At 64.4% G+C, this 19849-nt stretch carries 21 protein-coding genes and 3 riboswitches; of the genes, 12 read left to right on the top strand and 9 right to left on the bottom strand.

Translation table 11 applies throughout. The features are described from left to right. Window positions 1-33: 33 nt before the first annotated feature. Window positions 34-221: riboswitch (cobalamin riboswitch) on the top strand. A gap of 64 nt (window positions 222-285) precedes the next feature. The 4 genes from cobG to cobJ are packed head-to-tail and all read left to right on the top strand — an operon-like array spanning window position 286 to window position 4538. Beyond that, window positions 286-1563: a precorrin-3B synthase gene (gene cobG, locus AWB77_RS24675; RefSeq protein ID WP_074168968.1), complete on the top strand. Its 1278-nt coding sequence runs from the start codon at window positions 286-288 to the stop codon at window positions 1561-1563. After that, window positions 1556-2182 carry a precorrin-8X methylmutase gene (locus tag AWB77_RS24670; RefSeq protein ID WP_061137083.1) on the top strand — a complete coding sequence of 209 codons (627 nt, stop codon included), beginning with the start codon at window positions 1556-1558 and terminating at the stop codon, window positions 2180-2182. Before cobG ends, AWB77_RS24670 begins: the two co-directional genes overlap by 8 nt. Further along, entirely contained in the window at window positions 2179-2907 is a 729-nt protein-coding gene (locus AWB77_RS24665; protein ID WP_061137082.1) for a precorrin-2 C(20)-methyltransferase, read from the top strand. Before AWB77_RS24670 ends, AWB77_RS24665 begins: the two co-directional genes overlap by 4 nt. After that, the gene (gene cobJ / locus AWB77_RS24660; RefSeq protein WP_061137081.1) at window positions 2895-4538 is read left to right on the top strand and encodes a precorrin-3B C(17)-methyltransferase; all 1644 of its coding nucleotides are present in this window, start codon (window positions 2895-2897) and stop codon (window positions 4536-4538) included. The genes AWB77_RS24665 and cobJ overlap by 13 nt, the downstream gene beginning before the upstream one ends. Here the strand turns inward: cobJ and AWB77_RS24655 are convergent. The 4 genes from AWB77_RS24655 to cobW form a co-directional block, all read right to left on the bottom strand. Beyond that, on the bottom strand, window positions 4535-5101 hold the full coding sequence (locus tag AWB77_RS24655; RefSeq protein ID WP_061137226.1) for a vWA domain-containing protein: 567 nt from the start codon (window positions 5099-5101) through the stop codon (window positions 4535-4537). The genes cobJ and AWB77_RS24655 overlap by 4 nt on opposite strands. Window positions 5102-5220: 119 nt before the next feature. Further along, window positions 5221-6297: a magnesium chelatase ATPase subunit I gene (locus AWB77_RS24650; RefSeq protein WP_082852754.1), complete on the bottom strand. Its 1077-nt coding sequence runs from the start codon at window positions 6295-6297 to the stop codon at window positions 5221-5223. After that, a complete protein-coding gene (gene cobN, locus AWB77_RS24645) occupies window positions 6213-9989 on the bottom strand; it encodes a cobaltochelatase subunit CobN (protein ID WP_061137079.1) in 3777 nt (1258 codons plus the stop codon). The genes AWB77_RS24650 and cobN overlap by 85 nt, the downstream gene beginning before the upstream one ends. Window positions 9990-9994: 5 nt before the next feature. After that, window positions 9995-11080: a cobalamin biosynthesis protein CobW gene (cobW, locus tag AWB77_RS24640; RefSeq protein ID WP_061137078.1), complete on the bottom strand. Its 1086-nt coding sequence runs from the start codon at window positions 11078-11080 to the stop codon at window positions 9995-9997. A gap of 121 nt (window positions 11081-11201) precedes the next feature. Further along, window positions 11202-11457, bottom strand: a riboswitch (cobalamin riboswitch). A 46-nt stretch (window positions 11458-11503) separates the two neighbouring features. Here cobW and AWB77_RS24635 point away from each other — a divergent pair. The 4 genes from AWB77_RS24635 to AWB77_RS24620 all read left to right on the top strand — a co-directional run bounded on the left by AWB77_RS24635 (window position 11504) and on the right by AWB77_RS24620 (window position 14321). After that, the gene (locus tag AWB77_RS24635) at window positions 11504-11929 is read left to right on the top strand and encodes a cobalamin biosynthesis protein (protein ID WP_061137077.1); all 426 of its coding nucleotides are present in this window, start codon (window positions 11504-11506) and stop codon (window positions 11927-11929) included. A gap of 252 nt (window positions 11930-12181) precedes the next feature. Beyond that, on the top strand, window positions 12182-12784 hold the full coding sequence (gene cobO, locus AWB77_RS24630; protein WP_061137076.1) for a cob(I)yrinic acid a,c-diamide adenosyltransferase: 603 nt from the start codon (window positions 12182-12184) through the stop codon (window positions 12782-12784). Window positions 12785-12789: 5 nt separating this feature from the next. Beyond that, window positions 12790-14088: a cobyrinic acid a,c-diamide synthase CobB gene (locus tag AWB77_RS24625; RefSeq protein WP_061137075.1), complete on the top strand. Its 1299-nt coding sequence runs from the start codon at window positions 12790-12792 to the stop codon at window positions 14086-14088. Continuing rightward, window positions 14085-14321: a DUF1289 domain-containing protein gene (locus AWB77_RS24620; protein WP_061137074.1), complete on the top strand. Its 237-nt coding sequence runs from the start codon at window positions 14085-14087 to the stop codon at window positions 14319-14321. Before AWB77_RS24625 ends, AWB77_RS24620 begins: the two co-directional genes overlap by 4 nt. 56 nt (window positions 14322-14377) lie before the next feature. Here the strand turns inward: AWB77_RS24620 and AWB77_RS24615 are convergent, their stop codons facing one another. Both AWB77_RS24615 and AWB77_RS24610 read right to left on the bottom strand, forming a co-directional pair. Beyond that, complete coding sequence (locus AWB77_RS24615; RefSeq protein ID WP_061137073.1) at window positions 14378-15160, bottom strand: CbtA family protein; 783 nt, start codon at window positions 15158-15160, stop codon at window positions 14378-14380. Window positions 15161-15169: 9 nt separating this feature from the next. Then, window positions 15170-15409, bottom strand: a complete 240-nt coding sequence (locus AWB77_RS24610) for a CbtB domain-containing protein (RefSeq protein ID WP_061137072.1) — start codon at window positions 15407-15409, stop codon at window positions 15170-15172. Window positions 15410-15438: 29 nt separating this feature from the next. Continuing rightward, window positions 15439-15565: riboswitch (cobalamin riboswitch) on the bottom strand. A 48-nt stretch (window positions 15566-15613) separates the two neighbouring features. Here AWB77_RS24610 and AWB77_RS24605 point away from each other — a divergent pair. The 3 genes from AWB77_RS24605 (at window position 15614) to hmuQ (ending at window position 16950) form a co-directional block, all read left to right on the top strand. Further along, window positions 15614-16147: a histidine phosphatase family protein gene (locus tag AWB77_RS24605; protein ID WP_074168963.1), complete on the top strand. Its 534-nt coding sequence runs from the start codon at window positions 15614-15616 to the stop codon at window positions 16145-16147. A gap of 75 nt (window positions 16148-16222) precedes the next feature. Continuing rightward, the gene (locus tag AWB77_RS24600) at window positions 16223-16597 is read left to right on the top strand and encodes a DUF1428 domain-containing protein (protein WP_061137071.1); all 375 of its coding nucleotides are present in this window, start codon (window positions 16223-16225) and stop codon (window positions 16595-16597) included. A gap of 38 nt (window positions 16598-16635) precedes the next feature. Continuing rightward, complete coding sequence (hmuQ, locus tag AWB77_RS24595) at window positions 16636-16950, top strand: heme-degrading protein HmuQ (protein WP_061137070.1); 315 nt, start codon at window positions 16636-16638, stop codon at window positions 16948-16950. A 117-nt stretch (window positions 16951-17067) separates the two neighbouring features. On the opposite strand, the gene AWB77_RS24590 is transcribed toward hmuQ, so the two are convergent. After that, a complete protein-coding gene (locus tag AWB77_RS24590; RefSeq protein ID WP_061137069.1) occupies window positions 17068-17385 on the bottom strand; it encodes a hypothetical protein in 318 nt (105 codons plus the stop codon). A 127-nt stretch (window positions 17386-17512) separates the two neighbouring features. Next, window positions 17513-18454 carry a bifunctional Delta(1)-pyrroline-2-carboxylate/Delta(1)-piperideine-2-carboxylate reductase gene (gene lhpI, locus AWB77_RS24585; protein WP_061137068.1) on the bottom strand — a complete coding sequence of 314 codons (942 nt, stop codon included), beginning with the start codon at window positions 18452-18454 and terminating at the stop codon, window positions 17513-17515. A 231-nt stretch (window positions 18455-18685) separates the two neighbouring features. Here lhpI and ppk2 point away from each other — a divergent pair, with 231 nt between their 5' ends. Then, a complete protein-coding gene (ppk2, locus tag AWB77_RS24580) occupies window positions 18686-19582 on the top strand; it encodes a polyphosphate kinase 2 (protein WP_061137067.1) in 897 nt (298 codons plus the stop codon). 19 nt (window positions 19583-19601) lie between these two features. Here ppk2 and AWB77_RS24575 read toward each other — a convergent pair whose 3' ends face one another. Next, on the bottom strand, window positions 19602-19829 hold the full coding sequence (locus AWB77_RS24575; protein WP_061137066.1) for a hypothetical protein: 228 nt from the start codon (window positions 19827-19829) through the stop codon (window positions 19602-19604). Window positions 19830-19849: the final 20 nt, after the last annotated feature.

The raw sequence follows: 19849 nt of genomic DNA, 5'->3' as shown, positions 1-19849 counted from the left end.
TGCCGGAAGCGCTCGGAGGGTCGATAAAAGCGGGCATAATACAGGTCCGTCGGCGCCCGGGGTTGACAGCCCAGGGCTTAAAAGGGAACACAGCGAAACTGTGGCTGCCCCCGCAATTGTACGCAGCGAGTGCGCGCTCCACTGCCACTGGTTTTTACCGGGAAGGCCGGCGCGCATGTTGACCTGCCAGCCAAGAGACCTGCCGATTCAACGCATTCGCGCGACGCCGACCGGGCGGGGTGTACCGGTTCGCTCATCATGCGCGAAGCCCAACGGGCCACGCTTTTGAATTCTTCCGACCGCTCATCGCCCGACGCCGCGCCGCGCGCATCCGCGTGTCCCGGCCTCATGCGCATCGTGCCCGCGCGCGACGGCGGCCTTGCCCGCCTGCGCCTCGCGGGCGGCGTGCTGAGCGCGCGCGCGGCGCGTTCGGTCGCCCGCGCGGCGCGCGAGTGCGGCTCGGGCGTGGTCGAAGTGACCAATCGCGCGAATCTGCAACTGCGCGGCATTCGCGACGATGCCCACGCCGCGCTCATCGATATCGCACTCGACGCGGGCCTCGGCCCGTCCACAGCAGGCGGCGACGACATCCGCAACATGATGCTGAGTCCGCTCGCGAGCGACGCCACGCGCGCGCTCGCCGCGCAGATCGTCGATGCAATGCAGGCCGATGCGCCGCTGCACGCGCTGTCGCCGAAATTCGCCTTGCAGCTCGATGCCGGCGAGCGCCTCGCGATGCTCGATCATCCGCACGATCTGTGGTTCTCCGCTATCGACGACGGCGCGCGTTTCGCGTTCGGCTTCGCGGGCACGTTGCGGCAGCAAGCGCTCGGCGCGATCGCGCGAAACGATCTGACGACGTTCGTCGTGAACGTGCTGCACCGATTTCTCGCGCTTGCCAGGCAAGAGGAACATCGCATGCGCGATCTGCTGGCGCGTGTCGGCAACACGCGTTTCATCGAGGCATTGCATTTCGATGCGGATATCGACGCATGGCATCGCGTCCCCGCCGATGCATCGCTGCGGCTCGGCGCGCACGAGGAGCCGCATCGCGCGACGTGGTACGCGGGCGCGCAAACGCCGCTCGGCCGTCTCGACGCTACGACGCTCGACGCCCTCGCCGATCTCGCCGAGTTCGCCAATACCCACGGGCAAGCGCATCTGACGATGACGCCGTGGCAAAGCGTGCTGATATCCGGCATCGCGGCGCACGAAGCGCATGAAGTGCTGCAACGCCTGCGTGCGCTCGGCCTCGCCACCGACGCGCGCGATCCGCTTGCGCGACTCATCGCGTGCGCGGGTTCCGAGGGCTGCGCGAAGAGCCGCGCCGATACCAAAGCCGACGCGCATCGCCTCGCCGCGTTGCTGCCCGCGCATGACGACGCGCAGGTGCATCTGAGCGGCTGCGAGCGTTCGTGCGCGGCGGCGCATCCGGTTCCGGCGACGCTCTACGCAGCCGCGCCGGGACGCTACGACTTACATCGCGACGCACGATCCGTCGCGCGCAATCTGACCATCGAAGAGGCGGCCGAACGGCTCGCCCGGAGCCATACCGATGCTTGACTACATCCGCGACGGCGCGGAGATTTATCGCCAGTCCTTTGCGACGATCCGCGCAGAAGCCGACCTCGCCGCCATTCCCGCCGATCTGGAGAAGCTCGCGGTGCGCCTGATCCATGCGTGCGGCATGGTCGATATCGTGAGCGATGTGCGTTTCTCGTCGGGCGCGGGCATCGCGGGCAGACGCGCACTCGCCCAAGGCGCGCCGATACTTTGCGATGCCCGCATGGTCGCCGAAGGCATCACGCGCGCGCGCTTGCCCGCCGGTAACCGCGTGCTTTGCACACTGAGCGATCCCTCGGTTCCCGAACGCGCCCGCGTGATGGGCAACACGCGCTCGGCCGCCGCGCTCGAACTGTGGCGGCCGCATCTCGACGGCGCGATCGTCGCGATCGGCAACGCGCCGACGGCGCTCTTTCATCTTCTCGACATGCTCGATGCCGGTGCGCCGAAGCCCGCGCTCATTCTCGGCTTTCCGGTCGGTTTCATCGGCGCGGCGGAATCGAAAGCCATGCTCGCCGCCCATAGCCGCGGCGTGCCCTACGTCGCGCTGCTCGGGCGGCGCGGCGGCAGCGCGATGGCCGCGGCCGCCGTGAACGCACTTGCTTCGGAGGCCGAATGAATCGCGGAAGCCTCTATGGATTGGGCGTCGGTCCGGGCGATCCCGAACTGATCACCGTGAAGGCGCTGCGGCTTCTGAAGGCCGCGCCGGTGGTCGCGTATTTCGTCGCGAAGGGCAAGAAGGGCAACGCGTTCGGCATCATCGAATCGCATCTCGACGACACCCAGACGCGCCTGCCGCTCGTCTATCCCGTGACGACCGAAGCGCTCGAACCGCCGCTCTGCTACGAGACGATCATCAGCGCCTTCTACGATGAGGCCGCGCTCACGATCTCGGGCCATCTCGAAGCGGGCCGCGATGTCGCGGTGATCTGCGAGGGCGATCCGTTCTTCTACGGCTCGTACATGTATCTGCACGACCGGCTCGCCGCGCAATTCGACGCGCATGTCGTGCCCGGCGTCTGCTCGATGCTCGGTGGCGTTGCAGTGCTGGGCGTTCCGCTCGTGTATCGCAATCAGAGTCTGTCGGTGCTGTCGGGCGTGCTGCCGGAAGACGACCTGAAGCGCCGTCTCGAAGCGGCGGATGCGGCGGTCATCATGAAGCTCGGGCGCAATTTCGAGAAGGTGCGGCGCGTGCTGGTCGAACTCGGACTCGATGATCGTGCGCTGTATGTCGAGCGCGCGACGATGGCCAATCAGCGTATCGTGCCGCTCGATGACGTCGATCCGATGGCATCGCCGTATTTCTCGCTGCTCGTCGTGCCGGGGAAGAAATGGCGCGCATAACCGCTTCGATGCCGATGGCGATCGTCGTGCTCGGCGCGGCCGCGCTCGATACCGCGCGGCGCATTCAGGCGCGCTTCCCCGAATCGCGCGTGCATGCACTTACGGGCCGCGCGGACGCCGACATTGCGTATGAGGATTTCGGCGCGCACGTGCGCGCGTTGTACGCGTCGGGCGTGCCGATCGTCGCGCTGTGTTCGGCGGGCATCGTGATTCGCGCGATTGCGCCGTGTCTCGCCGACAAGGGCAATGAGCCGCCGGTGCTCGCCGTCGCGCAGGATGGCAGCGCGGTCGTGCCGCTCGTCGGCGGGATGAGCGGCGTGAATGTGCTTGCGCGTGAGATCGGCGCTGCCTTGCAAGTGACGCCCGCGATCACGACGAGCGGCGAATTGCGCTTCGGCCAATGTCTGCTTGCTCCGCCCGAAGGCTATGTGCTTGCCGATATCGAACAAGGCAAGCGCTTCGTGTCCGACTTGCTGGCGGGCAAAGCGACGCGCATCGAAGGCCGCGCGCCCTGGCTCGATGACGCCGACTTGCCCCGCGCCGACGATGCACCCCGCGCCGTGCGCATCACGCCGCACGCGTTGCACGATGAACATAGCCTCGTGATACATCCACGTTGCGTCGTTGCGTGGATCGATAACGATAAGGATGTAGCGGAGCGCGTGCGTAGCGCGTTGCGCGAACGCAATCTCGCGCCGCTTGCGCTCGCGGCATTGACGGCGCCAGCGCATTACATGGCGTCGCGCTCCCTCGACGATGCGGCGCGCGCGTTGAACGTCCCGCTGCGTTTCTGCGATACCGCTCCGTTCGATATCGACGATGCGCGCGCTATCGCGCTGCATGTGAGCGATGCGCCGATCGATGCGCAATCGATCGGCCGTGCGCGCGGCACGCTGACCGTGATCGGACTCGGTCCGGGAAGCGCCGAACTGATGACGCCTGCCGCACGCAGCGCGCTCGTCGTTGCGCAAGACGTGCTCGGTTACGAAACCTATGTGCGCATGGCCGGTCCGTTCCGCGACGATCAACGCGTGCACATGACCGATAACCGCGAGGAACTGCAACGCGCGCGTCACGCGTTCGAACTCGCGAGCGAAGGACGTCGCGTGGTCGTGGTGTCGTCTGGCGATCCGGGCGTGTTCGCGATGGCCGCCGCCGTGCTCGAAGCACTCGACGATGAACGCGCCGCGCATCCCGAGTGGGACGCGGTGAAGCTCGCGATCGTGCCGGGCGTGTCGGCATCGCTCGCGACGGCTGCGCGCGCGGGCGCGCCGCTGGGTCATGACTTTTGCGTGTTGTCGCTGTCGGATAACCTGAAGCCGTGGAGCGTGATCGAGAAGCGCATTGCGCACGCAGGCGAGGCGGATCTCGCGATGGCGTTCTATAACCCGCTGTCGAAGGCGCGTCCGTGGCAGTTCGATCGTGCGATCGACATCGTCAGGCGTTATCGCGATTCGAAGACGCCTGTCGTGCTCGGACGAGATATCGGGCGGCCGGCGGAAGCGTTGCGCATCGTGACGCTCGGTGAAGTGAAAAGCGAGCTCGTCGATATGCGGACGATGGTGATCGTCGGATCGTCGACGACGCGGGTGATGGGCGATTGGGTTTATACGCCGCGATGGTATGACTAGACCGCGTCCTCGCTCAACGCATCGGCAGTGACATGACGCGCGCCCCAGTCGCGCGCGAGCGCTTCGGCGCGACCAACGCGTATCGCATCCGTTTCGAAATCGACGACGACGATTTCATGCGCCGCCAAAGGCGCCTGCGGTCGCTCGTTCGTTCGTCCATCGGTCAACAGCCACAACCAGCGCCGTTGCGACGGTCTGCGCCGCGCCGCCCTCTCCAGGACCGTGCTCGCGCTCGCCAGCCCCAACGCGAGCGGCGTGCCGCCGCCACCGCCGATCGGCATCACCCAGCGCTCGTTGAACCAGTGCGCCGCGCCCGGCTGACGGCGCACCTGCGCCCGCCCACCGCCAAAACACACGAGCGCGATCTCCGCACGCTCGCGATAAGCACGATCGAACAACGCGACGAGCATGCCTTTCGCACGCGCGAGCCTGTCGCCCGCGAGCATCGAGCCGGAACAATCGAGAAGAAAGCAATGCAGCACTGCAGCGTCGCCGCGCGCGCGACGATAGCGCAGATGCCGCGCATCGAGCCGCGCGTTACGTTTCGCGCGCAGCGTCGATATCCAGTCGATCGATGGGCTTGCTTCGCCGTCACGCGTTGCATGACGGCCTTTTGACGGTGCTTCATTCCATCGAAGGCGATGCCTCGCACCGAAGGCATCCGCGCCGCGCCTTCGATGGCTCACGCTTTTTTTGCGGCGAGCGGCCTCACTTGTTTGACCTTCGCGGTGCCCGTCGGCTCGGGCGGTACGTAGCCCCAGTCCGCGTCGTCCGGCCGTGTTTCCTGCGACGTCGATTCACGCCCTTGCGGTTCACGCGAAGGCGCGTCGCCCTCGCGCCTGCGGTGCTTCAACACCGAATCCGCGACACGTTCCACATGCGTCACGTCGACGTGCGGTGCACCTTCGAACGCCGCCAACGCACGCGCCGCGCGCAGCATCACGATGTCCGCGCGCAAGCCGTCCACGTGCGCCTCGATGCACATTTCGCTCACGCGCGCATGAACCGCATCGTCGAATTCGAACGATGCAAGCGCCGCGCGCGCCGTGTGAATGCGCTCGCCGAGCACCGCCTGTTCGTTTCGATGACGCGCGCGAAACGCATCGGGATCGGCATCGAATGCAAGACGCGCCTTGACGATGCGCTGCCGCACGCTCGCATCGAAGCAATTGCTCATCTCTACGGCGAGACCGAAGCGATCGAGCAATTGCGGACGCAACTCGCCCTCTTCCGGATTCATCGTGCCGATCAGCACGAAACGCGCGTCATGCCGATGCGAAATGCCATCGCGCTCGACGATGTTCACGCCGCTCGCCGCGACATCGAGCAACTGATCGACGAGCGGATTCGGCAGCAGATTCACCTCATCGACATACAGCACACCTGCATGTGCTTTCGCGAGCAACCCCGGCGAAAACTTCACGCCGCCGTCGCGCAATGCGCTTTGAATATCGAGCGTGCCGATAAGTTGTTCTTCGCTCGCGCCGAGCGGCAGCGTGACGAGTTTTCCTTCGGGCAGCAACTCCGCGAGCGCGCGCGCCGCGGTGGACTTCGCCGTGCCGCGCGGGCCGCTCACCAGCACGCCGCCGATCGAAGGATCGACCGCCGCGAGCAAAAGTGCTTGCTGCAAGGGCTCTTGTGCGACGAGCGCGGTAAAGGGAAAAGCGAGTGCGTTCAATTTTGCCGGCCTTCGATGCGCTGTTCGACATCGAGCAAATGTCGTTCGACCTGCTCGCGATAGCCAGCGGGCCGCTGCCATAAACCGCGCTGCATTGCTTCGAGCAAGCGCTCGCAGATCGATTGCAGCGCGTGCGGATTATGTTGCGTGATGAACTCACGCGTATCGGCGTCGTTCACGTAAGCATCGGTGACGAGCGCGTATTGATGATCCGACACGACGCGCGCGGTCGCGTCATAGCCGAACAGATAATCGACGGTCGCGGCCAGTTCGGACGCGCCCTTGTAACCGTGCCGCTTCACGCCATCGATCCATTTCGGATTGACCACGCGCGAACGTACCACGCGCGCGATCTCTTCGTTCAGCGTGCGCACGCGCGGCGCGGCGGGGTTGCTGTGATCCGCGTTATACGTCTGCGGCTGCACGCCCGACAGATAACGCACGGCCGCCACCATGCCGCCCTGAAACTGGTGATAGTCGTTCGAATCGAGCAGATCGTGTTCCCGGTTGTCCTGGTTCTGCAACACGACATCGAGTGTCGACAGCCGCATGCCGAAGCTCGCGCGCGCTTCCACGCCGTCGCCCGATTGCGAATACGCATAGCCGCCCGTGCTTTGATACGCGGCGGAAAGATCGGCATCGGTCTGCCATTGCTTCGCATCGATCAGTTCCTGCAAGCCCGCGCCATACGCGCCCGGCTTCGTGCTGAACACGCGCCAGCCGGCACGAAGCCGCGCTTCCTTCGCGTCGATGCCGCGCGCGATCAGTTCGTCGCGTTCGCGCAGAATGCGTGCGCGGATCGGGTTGACGTCGGCGGGTTCGTCGTCGAGTTCGGCGACGGCCTGCACCGCTGCATCGAAAAGATGAATGAGGTTCGCGAATGCATCGCGGAAGAAGCCCGACACGCGCAAGGTCACGTCGATGCGCGGCCGGTTGAAAATCGCGATCGGCAAAATTTCGAAGTCGGTCACGCGATGACTTCCGGCAGCCCACTTCGGACGCACGCCGATCAGCGCGAACGCCTGCGCGATATCGTCGCCGCCGGTTCGCATCGTCGCCGTGCCCCACACCGACAAGCCGATCGCGCGCGGAAAATCGCCGTGGTCCTGCACGTGCCGCTCGACGAGCGCATTCGCGGACTTCACGCCGAGCGACCACGCGGCTTGCGTCGGCAACGCGCGCGTATCGACCGAATAGAAGTTGCGGCCCGTGGGCAAAACATCGGGCCTGCCGCGTGATGGCGAGCCGCTCGGTCCCGGCGGCACGAAGCGTCCTTCGAGACCGCGCCTCAATTGCGTCAGCTCTTGCGGACCGCAGGCATCGAGCCTTGCGAGCACATCGCCACGCAGACGTTCGAGCACGAGCGATGCATGGGGACCGGGCGCGTTCGCCGCATCGCCGGACAGGAGTTGCATCGCGAACGATTCGAGTCGCTCGCGCGTATCGCCGTGATGGCGCCACGGCGCATCCATGACATCGATGAGCGCTTGCGGACGCGGGCCATTCCACGGCGCAGACCAATCGGCGTCGAGCGGATCGAAGGCGTCGGGCAAATTCAGATCGCGCGCGATCGCCGTGATGAGACTCGCGTTCGCGCCCTGACCGTCGCCAATCGGAAAGCGGCCGAGCGCAAGCAGCGTATCGCGCCGCTGCACGCCTTGCGGCGAGACGCCGAACACATGCAGGCCATCGCGAATCTGCGCTTCCTTCAGTTCGCAAAGGTAGGCATCGGCGCGCGTGAGCAACGCGTCTTCGCCCACGGCATCGCGCGGTGCTTCGAGGCCGAGTTCCTCATGCAGCTTGTTGCCGACGATGCTCGCGAGGATCGACTTGCGCAGCAGCTTCGCGCGGCGCGCATCGACCATCAGCGCCTCGTAGTATTCGTCGACCTGACGTTCGAGATCCTGCAACGGCCCATAGTTCTCGGCGCGCGTGAGCGGCGGCATCAGATGATCGATGATGACCGCTTGCGCGCGGCGCTTCGCCTGACTGCCTTCGCCCGGATCGTTGACGATGAATGGATAGAGATGCGGCATCGGCCCGAGAATCGCATCGGGCCAGCAGGACGACGACAACGCCACGCTCTTGCCCGGCAGCCATTCGAGATTGCCATGCTTGCCGACATGCACGAGCGCATCGGCCTGAAAGCGCACACGCAGCCAGACATAGAACGCAAGATAAGCATGCGGCGGCACGAGTTCCGCATCGTGATAGCTCGCGTAATCATTGCGTTCGCGCGAACGCGAAGGCTGAATGCCGACAAAGATTTCGCCGCAGCGATAGCCCGCGATCATGAAGCGGCCGCGCCTTATCGTCGGATCGTCTTGCGGCGCGCCCCAGGTCTTCTCGAGCGCGGCGCGCGCGTCGGCGGGGAGCTCGCGATATGCATCGAGGTAATCGTCGAGCGAGAGACTCTGCAGCGCGGGACGCAGATCGCGCACGACAGGATCGTTGGTCACGCCCTCGGTCAGCGCGGCGATGAGCGCATCGCCGTGCTTCGGAATGTTGCCGGTGCGATAACCTTCGCGCGCGAGCATCGACAGAATGTTGATCGCCGATGCGGGCGTATCGAGGCCCACACCATTGCCGATACGTCCTTCGCTCGCCGGATAGTTCGCGAGCACGAGCGCGATGCGCTTCTGCGCGTTCGGCGTATGTCGCAGCTTGCACCAGCGGCGGCTCAGTTCGGCAACGAAGCGCACGCGCTCGGCATCGGCCTGATAGCGCACGACATCCACCTGCGTATGTTTGCAGTGATACGCGAGGCCCTTGAAGCTCACCGCGCGCGTGATGATGCGGCCATCGACTTCGGGCAGCGCAACATGCATCGCGACATCGCGTGAGTTCAGCCCGTGATTGTCCTTCTGCCAGTCGTCGCGATTGCCGCCGCTCAGTATCACTTGCAGCACGGGCGCATCGCCCGCGATTTCGCATGCGTCGTCGTCGCCGATCACGCTCGCCGCGAACGCCGTCGTGTTCAAGACGAGCGTTGCGCGGTGTTGCGCGCACAAGCGCTCGACCACTTCGCGGCTCACGCTCTCCTTCAGCGACGATATCGCGATCGGCAGCGGATTCATGCCTTCATTTTCGAGCGCGTCGATGAGCGCATCGAATACCGCCGTATTGCCCGACTGCAAATGCGCGCGATAAAACAGAATGGCGGCGACGGGCGCGCCCTCGGTCCAGCGCGCCTGCCAGTCTTCGATCGTCGCGATATCGCGTTCGGGATGATAGATCGCGACCGCAGGCAGCGGGCTCGGCGGCTGCGGCTCGCGCCCGAAGCCGAACGCGCGATGCGCGATCGTGCGCAGGAACGCTTCCGCGTTGCGCGCGCCGCCTTCGCGCAGATAGCGCGACAAGTCGCGGCAAAACTGCGCATCCGCCGTGCTCTTGCCGATGAGGTTCGGGTCTTCGGTGAGATCGCCCGAGAACATCGCGAGCATCTGCTTGCGCTCTCTGGCGAGCGCGACGAGCCGCTCGATGCCATAAGGCCAATACGATTCGCCGCCGAGATGATCGACGATCACGACCTTCGCGTGTCGCAGCACATCGTCGATATAGAAATCGACCGATGCGGGCTGACGCAAGAACGATTGATTCGCGAGCCGCACTTCGGGAAAGCCCGCTTCGAGCCGCGGAAACACACTTGCGAGCAACGCGAGCGTCGTGTCGGCGGAACTGAGCACGACGATCGGCGCGCTCGTCTGGTCGATACGCATGACGCCTTGCGCGTCGTCGACGAAACCGCCCGGTGTCGTGCGAAGAAGATGCATCGCCGTTATGCCCGCACGGTGGCGCTCGCGAGCGCGGCGTCGAATGCGCGCTGCAGCACCTCGCGTTCGAGGTCTTCGCCGATCAGCACGAAGCGGCTTTCGGTCTTCGCTTCGCTTGCTTCGAAGCGTCGATCGAAGTAGCTGTCGAAGCGCCTTCCGACGCCTTGCACGACGAGCCGCATCGCCGCGTCCGGCAACGCGGCGAAGCCCTTCACGCGATAGATCGTGTGCTGCTCGACGAGCGCATGCAATGCGGCCAAAGCCTGCTCGCGCGTCTGAACGCTGCCATGCACGACGACCGAATCGAACTCGTCGTGATGATGATCGGCATGGCCTTCTTCGTCGGGCGAGCCGTGATGATCGTGCCGCAAATGAATCGTTTCCTCCGATGCCGATTCGAGACCCAGCAACGTATGCATGTCGAGCCTGCCCATCTGCGCGGGCACGATCTTCACTTCGGGCGGGATCTCGGGACGCACGAGGGCTTCGACCTTTTGCAACGCGGCCTCGTCCATGAGATCCGTCTTGTTGACGATGACGAGATCCGCCGACGACAACTGATCCTCGAACAAATCATGCAGCGGCGATTCGTGATCGAGATTGGGATCGGCTTTGCGTTGCGCATCGACGGCAACGGGATTCGCCGCGAACTGGCCGCTCGCGGCAGCGGGACCGTCGACTACGGTCACCACTGCATCGACCGTGAATGCGTTCTTGATCGACGGCCAGTTGAACGCCTGCACGAGCGGCTTCGGCAACGCGAGACCCGATGTTTCGATCAGCACGTGATCGATGCTGTCGCGCCGCTCGACGAGTTGCTCCATCACCGGATAGAACTCTTCCTGTACGGTGCAGCAGAGGCAGCCGTTCGCGAGCTCATACAGATTGCGGTCTTGCGAGCCGGCTTCGTCGTCGCAACCGATGCCGCAACCCTTCAGGATTTCTCCGTCGATGCCAAGCTCGCCGAACTCGTTGACGATCACCGCGAGGCGCAAGCCCCGCGCGTTCGACAGGATGTGCCGCATCAGTGTGGTCTTGCCGCTGCCGAGAAAGCCGGTCACGACCGTGACGGGAATCTTGCGGGTTTGCATCGTCGCTCCGTGGCTTCAGTGCGTGCGCTTCATATCGCGCGATGCCTGGCAACGCGGCTAAGTGGAAAAGGAAACGCACGCTTCGATGGATCATGGTCCGCGTCGCATCCCCGCGAGCGCGTTCCCTGCTGAAAGTCTGGCCGGTATCCGGGCTGACGACGATGCCGCTTCGCCTTCCCGCGCATCGATGATGCGCAGTGGCCTCGAAGACGGCTTCCCGTGCATGCGATGAAAACGTCGCGCGCGGGGCATCGCTTACCGTTGCGGGGGCAGCGCAGGTTGACGTTCGTTCGACAAATGCGATGAACGCGCCCTGCTTCCCGTTTAACTGCGCGCAAGAGAATCCGCGCGCGAGCACCAGACTGCGTGGAAGTCTAGGCCCGGCGGGCGCGAGCGTCAAGAAAGGTGGTAAGGTCGGCCGGTATGGAATCCGTTATCGCTCACACGAATGAATCCGCCGACGTGCGTCTTGCCGTGGGCATCGGCTGTCGAAGGGGCACGCACGCGGACGCAATCGAACGCGCCGTGCGCGGTGCATTGGGCACGCGCGCAATGGCCGATATCGCGATCGTCGCGAGCATTGAAGCGAAACGGGAAGAAGCCGGACTGCGCGCATTCTGCGAGCGTCATCGTCTTGCGCTGCGCTTTTTCAGCGTCGATGACATCGCGCGCGCGCCGCGCACGTCGGTATCGCATCACGTATTAAGGCATATGAACGTCGATGGCGTATGCGAGCCATGTGCGCTGCTCGCGGGCAACGCGCGCACGCTCATCGTGCCAAGGACGATCGATTGTGGCGTAACCGTCGCGATCGCAACGATGCATGCGCCGGGTGCGAACGGAACATGAAGACCGGCCTGGTCGCTGCGCGCGGACGCGGTTTATCGGCGAGCGGCTTCGCCACGACGGGTCTGAACTTGTCGCGGCACAGCCAGATCAGCAAGGCCAGCGCCAGGAGTTCCAGATAGAGGTAAAGGGCGGCGTCCATTTGCGTGCTCCCGAAGTCGTTGATTGCGTGACTGCATGATGCCCAACGTCTGTTAGCGCAGAATTAAGCCGCTGGCTGTTGTACGATACGGCCGTCTTTCTTACGGAGATCCCGTGAAAACCGATACCGAATCGCATCTGCGCATGACCCAGCGCCGCAAGGAAGGCCACGAGAAGAAGCAGGCCGCGGCCGATCACGAGAAAGGGCTGCTGATCGTGAATACGGGCAACGGCAAGGGCAAGACCACGGCCGCGTTCGGCATGGCGGTGCGCGTGCTCGGACACGGCATGAAGCTCGGCGTCGTGCAGTTCATCAAGGGCGCGCTGCATACGTCCGAGCGCGATTTTCTCGGCGCGATCGCACAGTGCGATTTCGTCACGATGGGGGACGGCTACACGTGGAACACGCAGAACCGCGATGCCGACATCGCCACCGCGCGACGTGGCTGGAACGAGGCGCGGCGCATGATCGAAAGCGGCGAGTATCAGATGGTCGTGCTCGACGAACTCAATACCGTGCTCAAGTACGACTACCTGCCGCTCGATGAAGTGCTCGACGTGCTGAAGGCGCGGCCCGCGATGCTGCATGTCGTCGTGACGGGACGCCACGCGCCCGATGCGCTGATCGAACTGGCCGATCTCGTCACCGAAATGCGGCTCGTCAAGCATCCGTATCGCGAGCAGGGTGTGAAAGCGCAACGCGGCGTCGAGTACTGATCGCGATGCCCGACTGCCCTGCTCTTTTCATCGGCGCGAGCGCCTCGCATCAAGGCAAGACCACGGTGACGGCCGCGCTCGCGCGCCATCACACGCGCTGCGGCCTGAACGTGCGCGTGTTCAAGACCGGCCCGGATTTTCTCGATCCGATGATCCTCGAACGCGCATGCGGCGCGCCCGTCTATTCGCTGCATCTGTCGATGGTCGGACTGGACGCCTGCCGCGCGCTGCTCGCGCAGGCCGCCCGCGAGGCCGACCTCATTCTCATCGAAGGCGTGATGGGTCTCTTCGACGGCACGCCCAGCAGCGCCGATCTCGCCGCCACGTTCAACGTGCCCGTGCTCGCGGTGATCGGCGCGCACGGCATGGCGCAGACCTTCGGCGCAATCGCGTTCGGGCTTGCGCGTTATCGTGACGATGTGCCCTTTCATGGCGTGCTCGCGAATCGCGTGGCATCGGCGCGTCATGCGCAGATGTTGTCCGAGACCATCCCCGACGGGCTGCGCTATTGCGGGCATCTCTCGAACGCGGACGATATCGCCTTGCCCGAGCGTCATCTCGGCCTCACGCAGCCCGATGAAGTCGCGGGCCTCGATGCGCGCCTCGAACGCGCCGCCGATGCCATCGCGCAGACGACGCTCGCCGAGCTTCCGCCGCCCGTTCATTTCGACGATGCCACGCTGCCCGCGCCGCCGCGCCTGCTCGACGGCGTGCATATCGCGATTGCGCGCGATGCCGCGTTCTCGTTCGTCTATCCGGCCAATGTCGATCTGCTCGCCGCGATGGGCGCGCGCATCAGCACGTTCTCGCCGCTCGCGAACGAACCCGCGCCGCACGATGCCGACGCGCTCTATTTGCCCGGCGGCTATCCCGAGCTGCATGCGTCGGCGCTGGCGTCGAACGAACGCACGCGTGCATCGATCGCCGCGCATGTCGAGCGCAAGAAGATGGTGGTCGCGGAATGCGGCGGCATGCTGTATCTGCTCGATACGCTGACCGACATCGAAGGAACGCGTCATGCAATGCTCGGCCTTCTTCCCGGCGACGCCGCGATGCAACGCAAGCTATCGCGCCTCGCGATGCAGCGCATCGACACGATGCACGGCGCGATGACGGGCCACACGTTCCACTATTCGACGCTGCAAACGCCGATGCAAGCCGTGCTGCACGCGGCGCACGCGACGACGGGCGCCGAAGGCGAAGCGCTTTATAGGCACGGATCGGTGTCGGCCACGTACATGCACGCTTACTGGCCGTCGAATCCGGCTGCTGCCGCCGCGCTCTTTCGCGGCGAATCACTATGACGACCATGCAAGAAGACCTCGACTTCACGATCGAACGCGCGAAGGCGCAGGAACCCATCGGCTCGCCCTGCACCGATGTCTGCAAGCTCGACCCTGAAACCGGCTTGTGCCTTGGCTGTTTCAGAAGCCGCGAGGAGATCAAGACCTTCCGGTCGATGGACGATGCCACGAAGCTCGATCTGTTCGATGAACTGCTCGCGCGGCGCGCGGCGAAAGAGCAAACGAAAGGCTGAGCGCGAGGCCCGCGTTCGTAAGAAGCGCGGGCCTTGCAAACGGCGACGCGAACCGGTCACGCCGTCGCCATTCTCCTCACCGCGGGCGGTTCGAGTTCGCGCGCAGCAAGCGCGCCGAACACGAGACCGAGCGTCGTCCAGAGCAGCGCCTGAATGCCGATCGCCGCGATGCGGAAGTTCCACAGCAGCGAAGCGGAGAAGCCGTCCGGCACTTCGTCGATGCGCGGCAACGCGATCTGCGCCGCGACGATCACGACGATATACGCAGCCGCCGCGATGAGCGTCGCATTCCAGCCGCCCTGCCGCGCTGCGACGCGCCGCTGCAAACGCACGGCAAACACGGCTGCGACAAGCGATATCGCCACCATGCCGAAGAACAGCGCAGTGCGCGGCCCGATGGTCTCCGCATTGCCGACCGCCGGCGGATTCGGTGGATACTTCAGAAACGGCACGATCGCGACGCTCACGAAGCCGAGCAACGCCAGCAGCGCCGACGTGCCCTGCGCGCGCAACGCGCCGAGGCGTCCATAGGCGAACGCGAACACGAGCGAGAAGAGACCGCCGAGCGCGGTGCCGAACACGGCGATGCCGGTCAGGATTCCGAGGCCCGCTTGCGTATCGCGGGAGACGAGTTCATCGTCGCCGTGATCGTGAGAATGCGCGGCGGGCGCGGCGGCGTCGGCATGTCCGTGTTCGTGCTCATGCGACTGTTCATGCTGCGCTTCGAACGCGATGGCACGCGCCACCGACGGCTCGCCGAACGCACGCGCGAAGCCGAAGCCGATCAGGCCCGCGACCAGCCCCGCGATCATGCCGCGTATCAGCAAAGTGCGAATCATGACGCGTCCTCAGTGGCACGGAAAGCCAAGCAGATGCCGGCCGTCGTGAACGAACTCGTGGACGTACATGCCCGAAAAGATGGACGTCGCGCCCTGCTCCGCGCCGACGAAGTAAATTGCGATCAGCAGAAGGAGGCCGATGAAAACGGCCCAAGGCAGCACTTCGCGCACCGGAATGGGCACGGGCGCGAGCGTGTCGGGCGACGAGGAAACCGGAGCTGAAAAGACCGGCGCATTGGAAGCATTCATGGTGGTTCTCCAGGGAAAAGCGCGTCCCGATTGACGAAGAGCATGCAGCGGGGTCTGACTCGCGGCGCCGCGCTTTCGCGTTGACGAACCGCATACAGTGGCGCGACCGTGCCGGGTTTGCACCGGCTTCCTCGCACTGCAAGCTTGCCATTCTATGATGATCCGCTGCAAAGTAAAACGATTACGATCGCCCCGCTCGATTCCTTGGAACTCATTCTTCTCTGTCACGCCGCCACGCGCGCGATGAAAACCGGCCGCTTTCCCGCCGGCGACGAACCCGCCGAACACGACGCGCGCGCGCAAGTCGCCTCTTTGCGCGCATGCGCGGATACGCGCGTGATCGCGAGTCCAGCACGCGTAGCGCGCGAAACGGCGCAATGGATCGCGGATTCGTTCGACGTCGTCCCGGCTTTCGACGACATCGACTACGGACGCTGGCGCGGACAGTCGATACGCGAAACCGCCGGGCGCGAACCCGATGCCATCGCCGCGTGGCTCGCGGACCCGCAAGCGCGCCCGCACGGCGGCGAGAGTGTCGCGATGCTCGCTGCGCGTGTCGCAAGAGGCCTCGCATACCTCGACGAAACGCTTGCGTGCGGGCGCTGCATCGTCGTCACACATGCGATCGTCGTCAAAGTGGCGCTCGCGCATGGGCTCGGCGAACCGCTCGAATCGGTCTATGCGATGAATCTCGCGCCGCTCTCGTCGACGTTGCTCCAGCGCGCCGCGCCTTCCTGAACTTCGAGCGCCGCCAATCGATCGAACCATAGCGCATCGCACGCGCGGTGCGCCCGAACCGTTCAGGAGACTCAGATGGCGCATTACGTGGATGGATTCGTCGTACCCGTGCCGCTCGACAAGATCGACGCTTATCGCACGATGGCCGAAGCGGCCGGCAAGATCTGGCTGGAACACGGCGCGCTGGAGTTCGTGGAGACCCTCGCCGACGACGTGAAGCCCGGCAAGCTCACATCGTTTCCGCAAAGCGTGCAGATGAGGGAAGGCGAGACGGTCGTGTTCTCGTATATCGTCTATGAATCGCGCGAGCAGCGCGACAGCGTCAACGCGAAGGTGATGGAAGACCCGCGCCTCAAATCGATGATGGAATCGGGCGAGCCGCCGTTCGATCCTCAGCGCATGTTCTTCGGCGGCTTTACGACCCTCGTCGAACTCGGGCGCGATCGATAACTTTTTCTCAATGCCAACGGTGAAGGAACCGCATCGACATGTTTATCGCCATGAACCGCTTCAAGATCGTTCCCGGCGCCGAAGCCGACTTCGAACGCCTGTGGACGAGCCGCGACACGTATCTCAAGGACGTGCCGGGTTTCGTCGAGTTTCATTTGCTCAAAGGCCCGGCGAAGGACGATCACGTGCTCTATTCGAGCCACACGATCTGGGCGACTCAGACTGCGTTCGAAGACTGGACGCGCTCGGACGCGTTTCGCGCCGCGCATCGCAATGCCGGCGGCGAGACGCGTCAACTCTATCTCGGGCATCCCGAGTTCGAGGGCTTCGAAGTGATTCAGACCGTCAAATGAACGGTCAATGAAACGACGCGCGCGCTTGTCCGAACGTTCGCACGCTTTTCGGCAAGCACGCGCGTTTTACACTCGTGTGAAAAAAGCGCCTTACTTGTCGCAGTGTTCTCAGACGTTTTATGCCTTCGCGCCGCGCGCCATGCGCTGCAAAGTCGACGAATCGATCGCCGCGGCGCAGATGCGCACCGCTTCTTTCAGCGTGCGCGGCCTGCCCGCGCCGAACTGCGATTCGAGCATCGCGACCGCGCGCAGACGCTCGTCGTTGCCAAGCTTCTCGCCAGTTGCAAGCTCCAGCACGGAGATGAAGTAGGCTGCGGGCGGCGCCGCGCTAGCGTGCGCCCGGCGCTCCCGCTCCGCCGCGCCGCCCGCGCCTTCACGTCCGTCGTCGCGCGCCGGAATCCACGGGTGCCATTTGCTGTCGTATCGACTATTCATGGGTCAGTTCGCTGGCTTGATTGCTGTGGCGCATGATGCGCCGTTGTCGTGTGACGCTGTATGGCGTCTCTGTCATTGAAAAGGCTTTCAGCAAATAGCGTTCCAAGCGCGCAGTCCCTTGCCCAGCTTAGTGCGCCGCCCCACTTTCCTCCGACAAAACCACGCGCGCGACCCGGCACGCCGCGAGATCCCACGCAGCGCAGCCGACCGACTTGAACATGATCGGCCGCGACATATCGACGACCTTCGCCCCGTTTGCCAGCGCGACGGCCAAAGCGGTCACGGCGCGCCAGTCGACGCCCGCGAGAATGAAATCGCCCGCTTCGTGACGTGCGCCCGCCGGATCGTCGACGTAGAGCGCGCTCGCGTGAACGGTCGCCGAGGCGATCTCGGCGGCGTCGGCGGTAAAGGCGCCCACGCCGATCACGAGACGACCCGCGCGCGCAGGCATCGTATAGACCGGCGTCTTGCTCGTCGTCGCGGCGATGACGACGTCGATCGAATGGGGAATCGACGTATCTTCAAGCGCCGACAGTCTGCTCGATACCGATTCATGCGCCGCACAAAAGGCCCGCGCGCGTCCGGGGCGCGAGCCTTGCACATGGATGCGCGCATCGGGATAGACGGCGGCGAGCGCCTCGACGTGATACGCCGCCTGCTTGCCCGTACCGATCACGAGTACGTCGCGCGGCGCGGCGTGGTGAAGCGCGCGGATCGCGAGCATCGATACGGCCGCCGTGCGTCGTCCGGTCACCGTCGGACCGTCGAGCATGAATTGCGGCACGCCCGTCGCGGCGTCGAAAGCGGTGACCTGGCCGTGGATCGTCGGCAGGCCGAGCGCGCCATTGCCCGAGCAGACGTTGACGAGCTTGTGCATCGCGAGATCGGCGGCGCTCGCGGGCATCGACAACATGACGCCGCCTTCGATCGGCACGACCATGCGCTCGGGACTCACGATGCGGCCCGCCGCGTAGTCGAGCATCGTCGCGGCGAGCGTGTCGACGAGCCGGTCGTAGGGCACGAGGCGCGCGGTCTGGGTTTCGTCGAAACTCGGGATCGATGCGGTCATCGCGTTTGCTCGCTGTGTGGTTGGAGGCAGGCGATGCCATCGGCATGCCATCGAAGTGCCGGAACATTCTAACGGTGCGCGACGCCGCGTCATAAAGCGGCGCATCGCTCGCTAGAATGAACGAATGAACCGTTGTCATATGCATGCCATCCAATATCGTCATACTCGGCCGTCCCGCGCCGCGACCGTTCATCGCGGCGGCGGCAGCCCAAGAACGCCACGGAGCCCTTCATGAACACGACGGAAAAACAGCGCCGTTTCCACGCTGACATCATCGACAGTTACGACGAAGAGTTCGAGATGGAGGTGGACGATCGCTTCCTCGACGGTGAATCGACTTTCTCCGACGAAGACCGTCAACTACGCAAGACCTATTTCCGCGAGCTGTTTCGTCTGCAAGGCGAACTCGTGAAACTGCAGGACTGGGTCGTGAACAAGGGACATCGGCTCGTTGTGCTTTTCGAGGGACGCGATGCGGCGGGCAAAGGCGGCGCGATCAAACGCATCACGCAACGGCTCAATCCGCGCGTATGCCGTGTCGCCGCGTTGCCCGCGCCGAACAATCGCGAGCGCACGCAGTGGTACTTCCAGCGTTATGTGTCGCATCTGCCCGCGGCCGGCGAAATCGTGCTGTTCGATAGAAGCTGGTACAACCGCGCGGGTGTCGAGCGCGTGATGAACTTCTGCACCGACGAAGAGTATGAGGAATTCTTCCGCTCGGTTCCCGAGTTCGAAAAAATGCTCGTGCGAAGCGGCATTCAGATCGTCAAGTACTGGTTCTCGATCACCGACGACGAACAGGAAGTGCGCTTCGAGGCGCGTATCGAAGATCCGCTCAAACAGTGGAAACTGAGTCCGATGGATCTCGAAAGCCGCCGTCGCTGGGAAGCGTACACGGCGGCGAAAGAAGTCATGCTGCAGCGCACGCACATTCCGGAAGCGCCGTGGTGGGTCGTGCAGGCCGTCGACAAGAAGCGTGCGCGCCTGAATTGCATTCATCACCTGTTGAGTCAGGTGCCGTATCACGAGATCGAACATCAGCCGATCGAATTGCCCGATCGCGTATTCAATCCCGACTATCTGCGCCAGCCCGTTCCCGATGAAATGTACGTACCTGAAGTGTATTGAGCTTGGGTAAAGCGATGCGTCAGCAGCAGTTGTTGCAGGGCAGATGCTTCATGGCCCCGCTGCTGCGCTGACGCGCTACGGTGTGGCGCAGCGCGAACTGATACGCGTGCTGCGAGCCTCTCAACACCATCACGAACATGACCTGCGCGAGATTGAAGTCGAGCGTGACCATCAGGCGCGTCAAGAGTAGCAGTGGCAAGACCACCGCCGGCTGATACAGTTGTCTTGCGATCAAGTCTTTCATCATCGGCTCCCTATTCCATGAGT

The sequence above is a fragment of the Caballeronia fortuita genome, from assembly GCF_001544835.2.
GTDB lineage: Bacteria > Pseudomonadota > Gammaproteobacteria > Burkholderiales > Burkholderiaceae > Caballeronia > Caballeronia fortuita.
The sequence above is the reverse complement of the archived record's forward strand: the minus strand, read 5'-3'. Positions and strand labels throughout refer to the sequence as shown.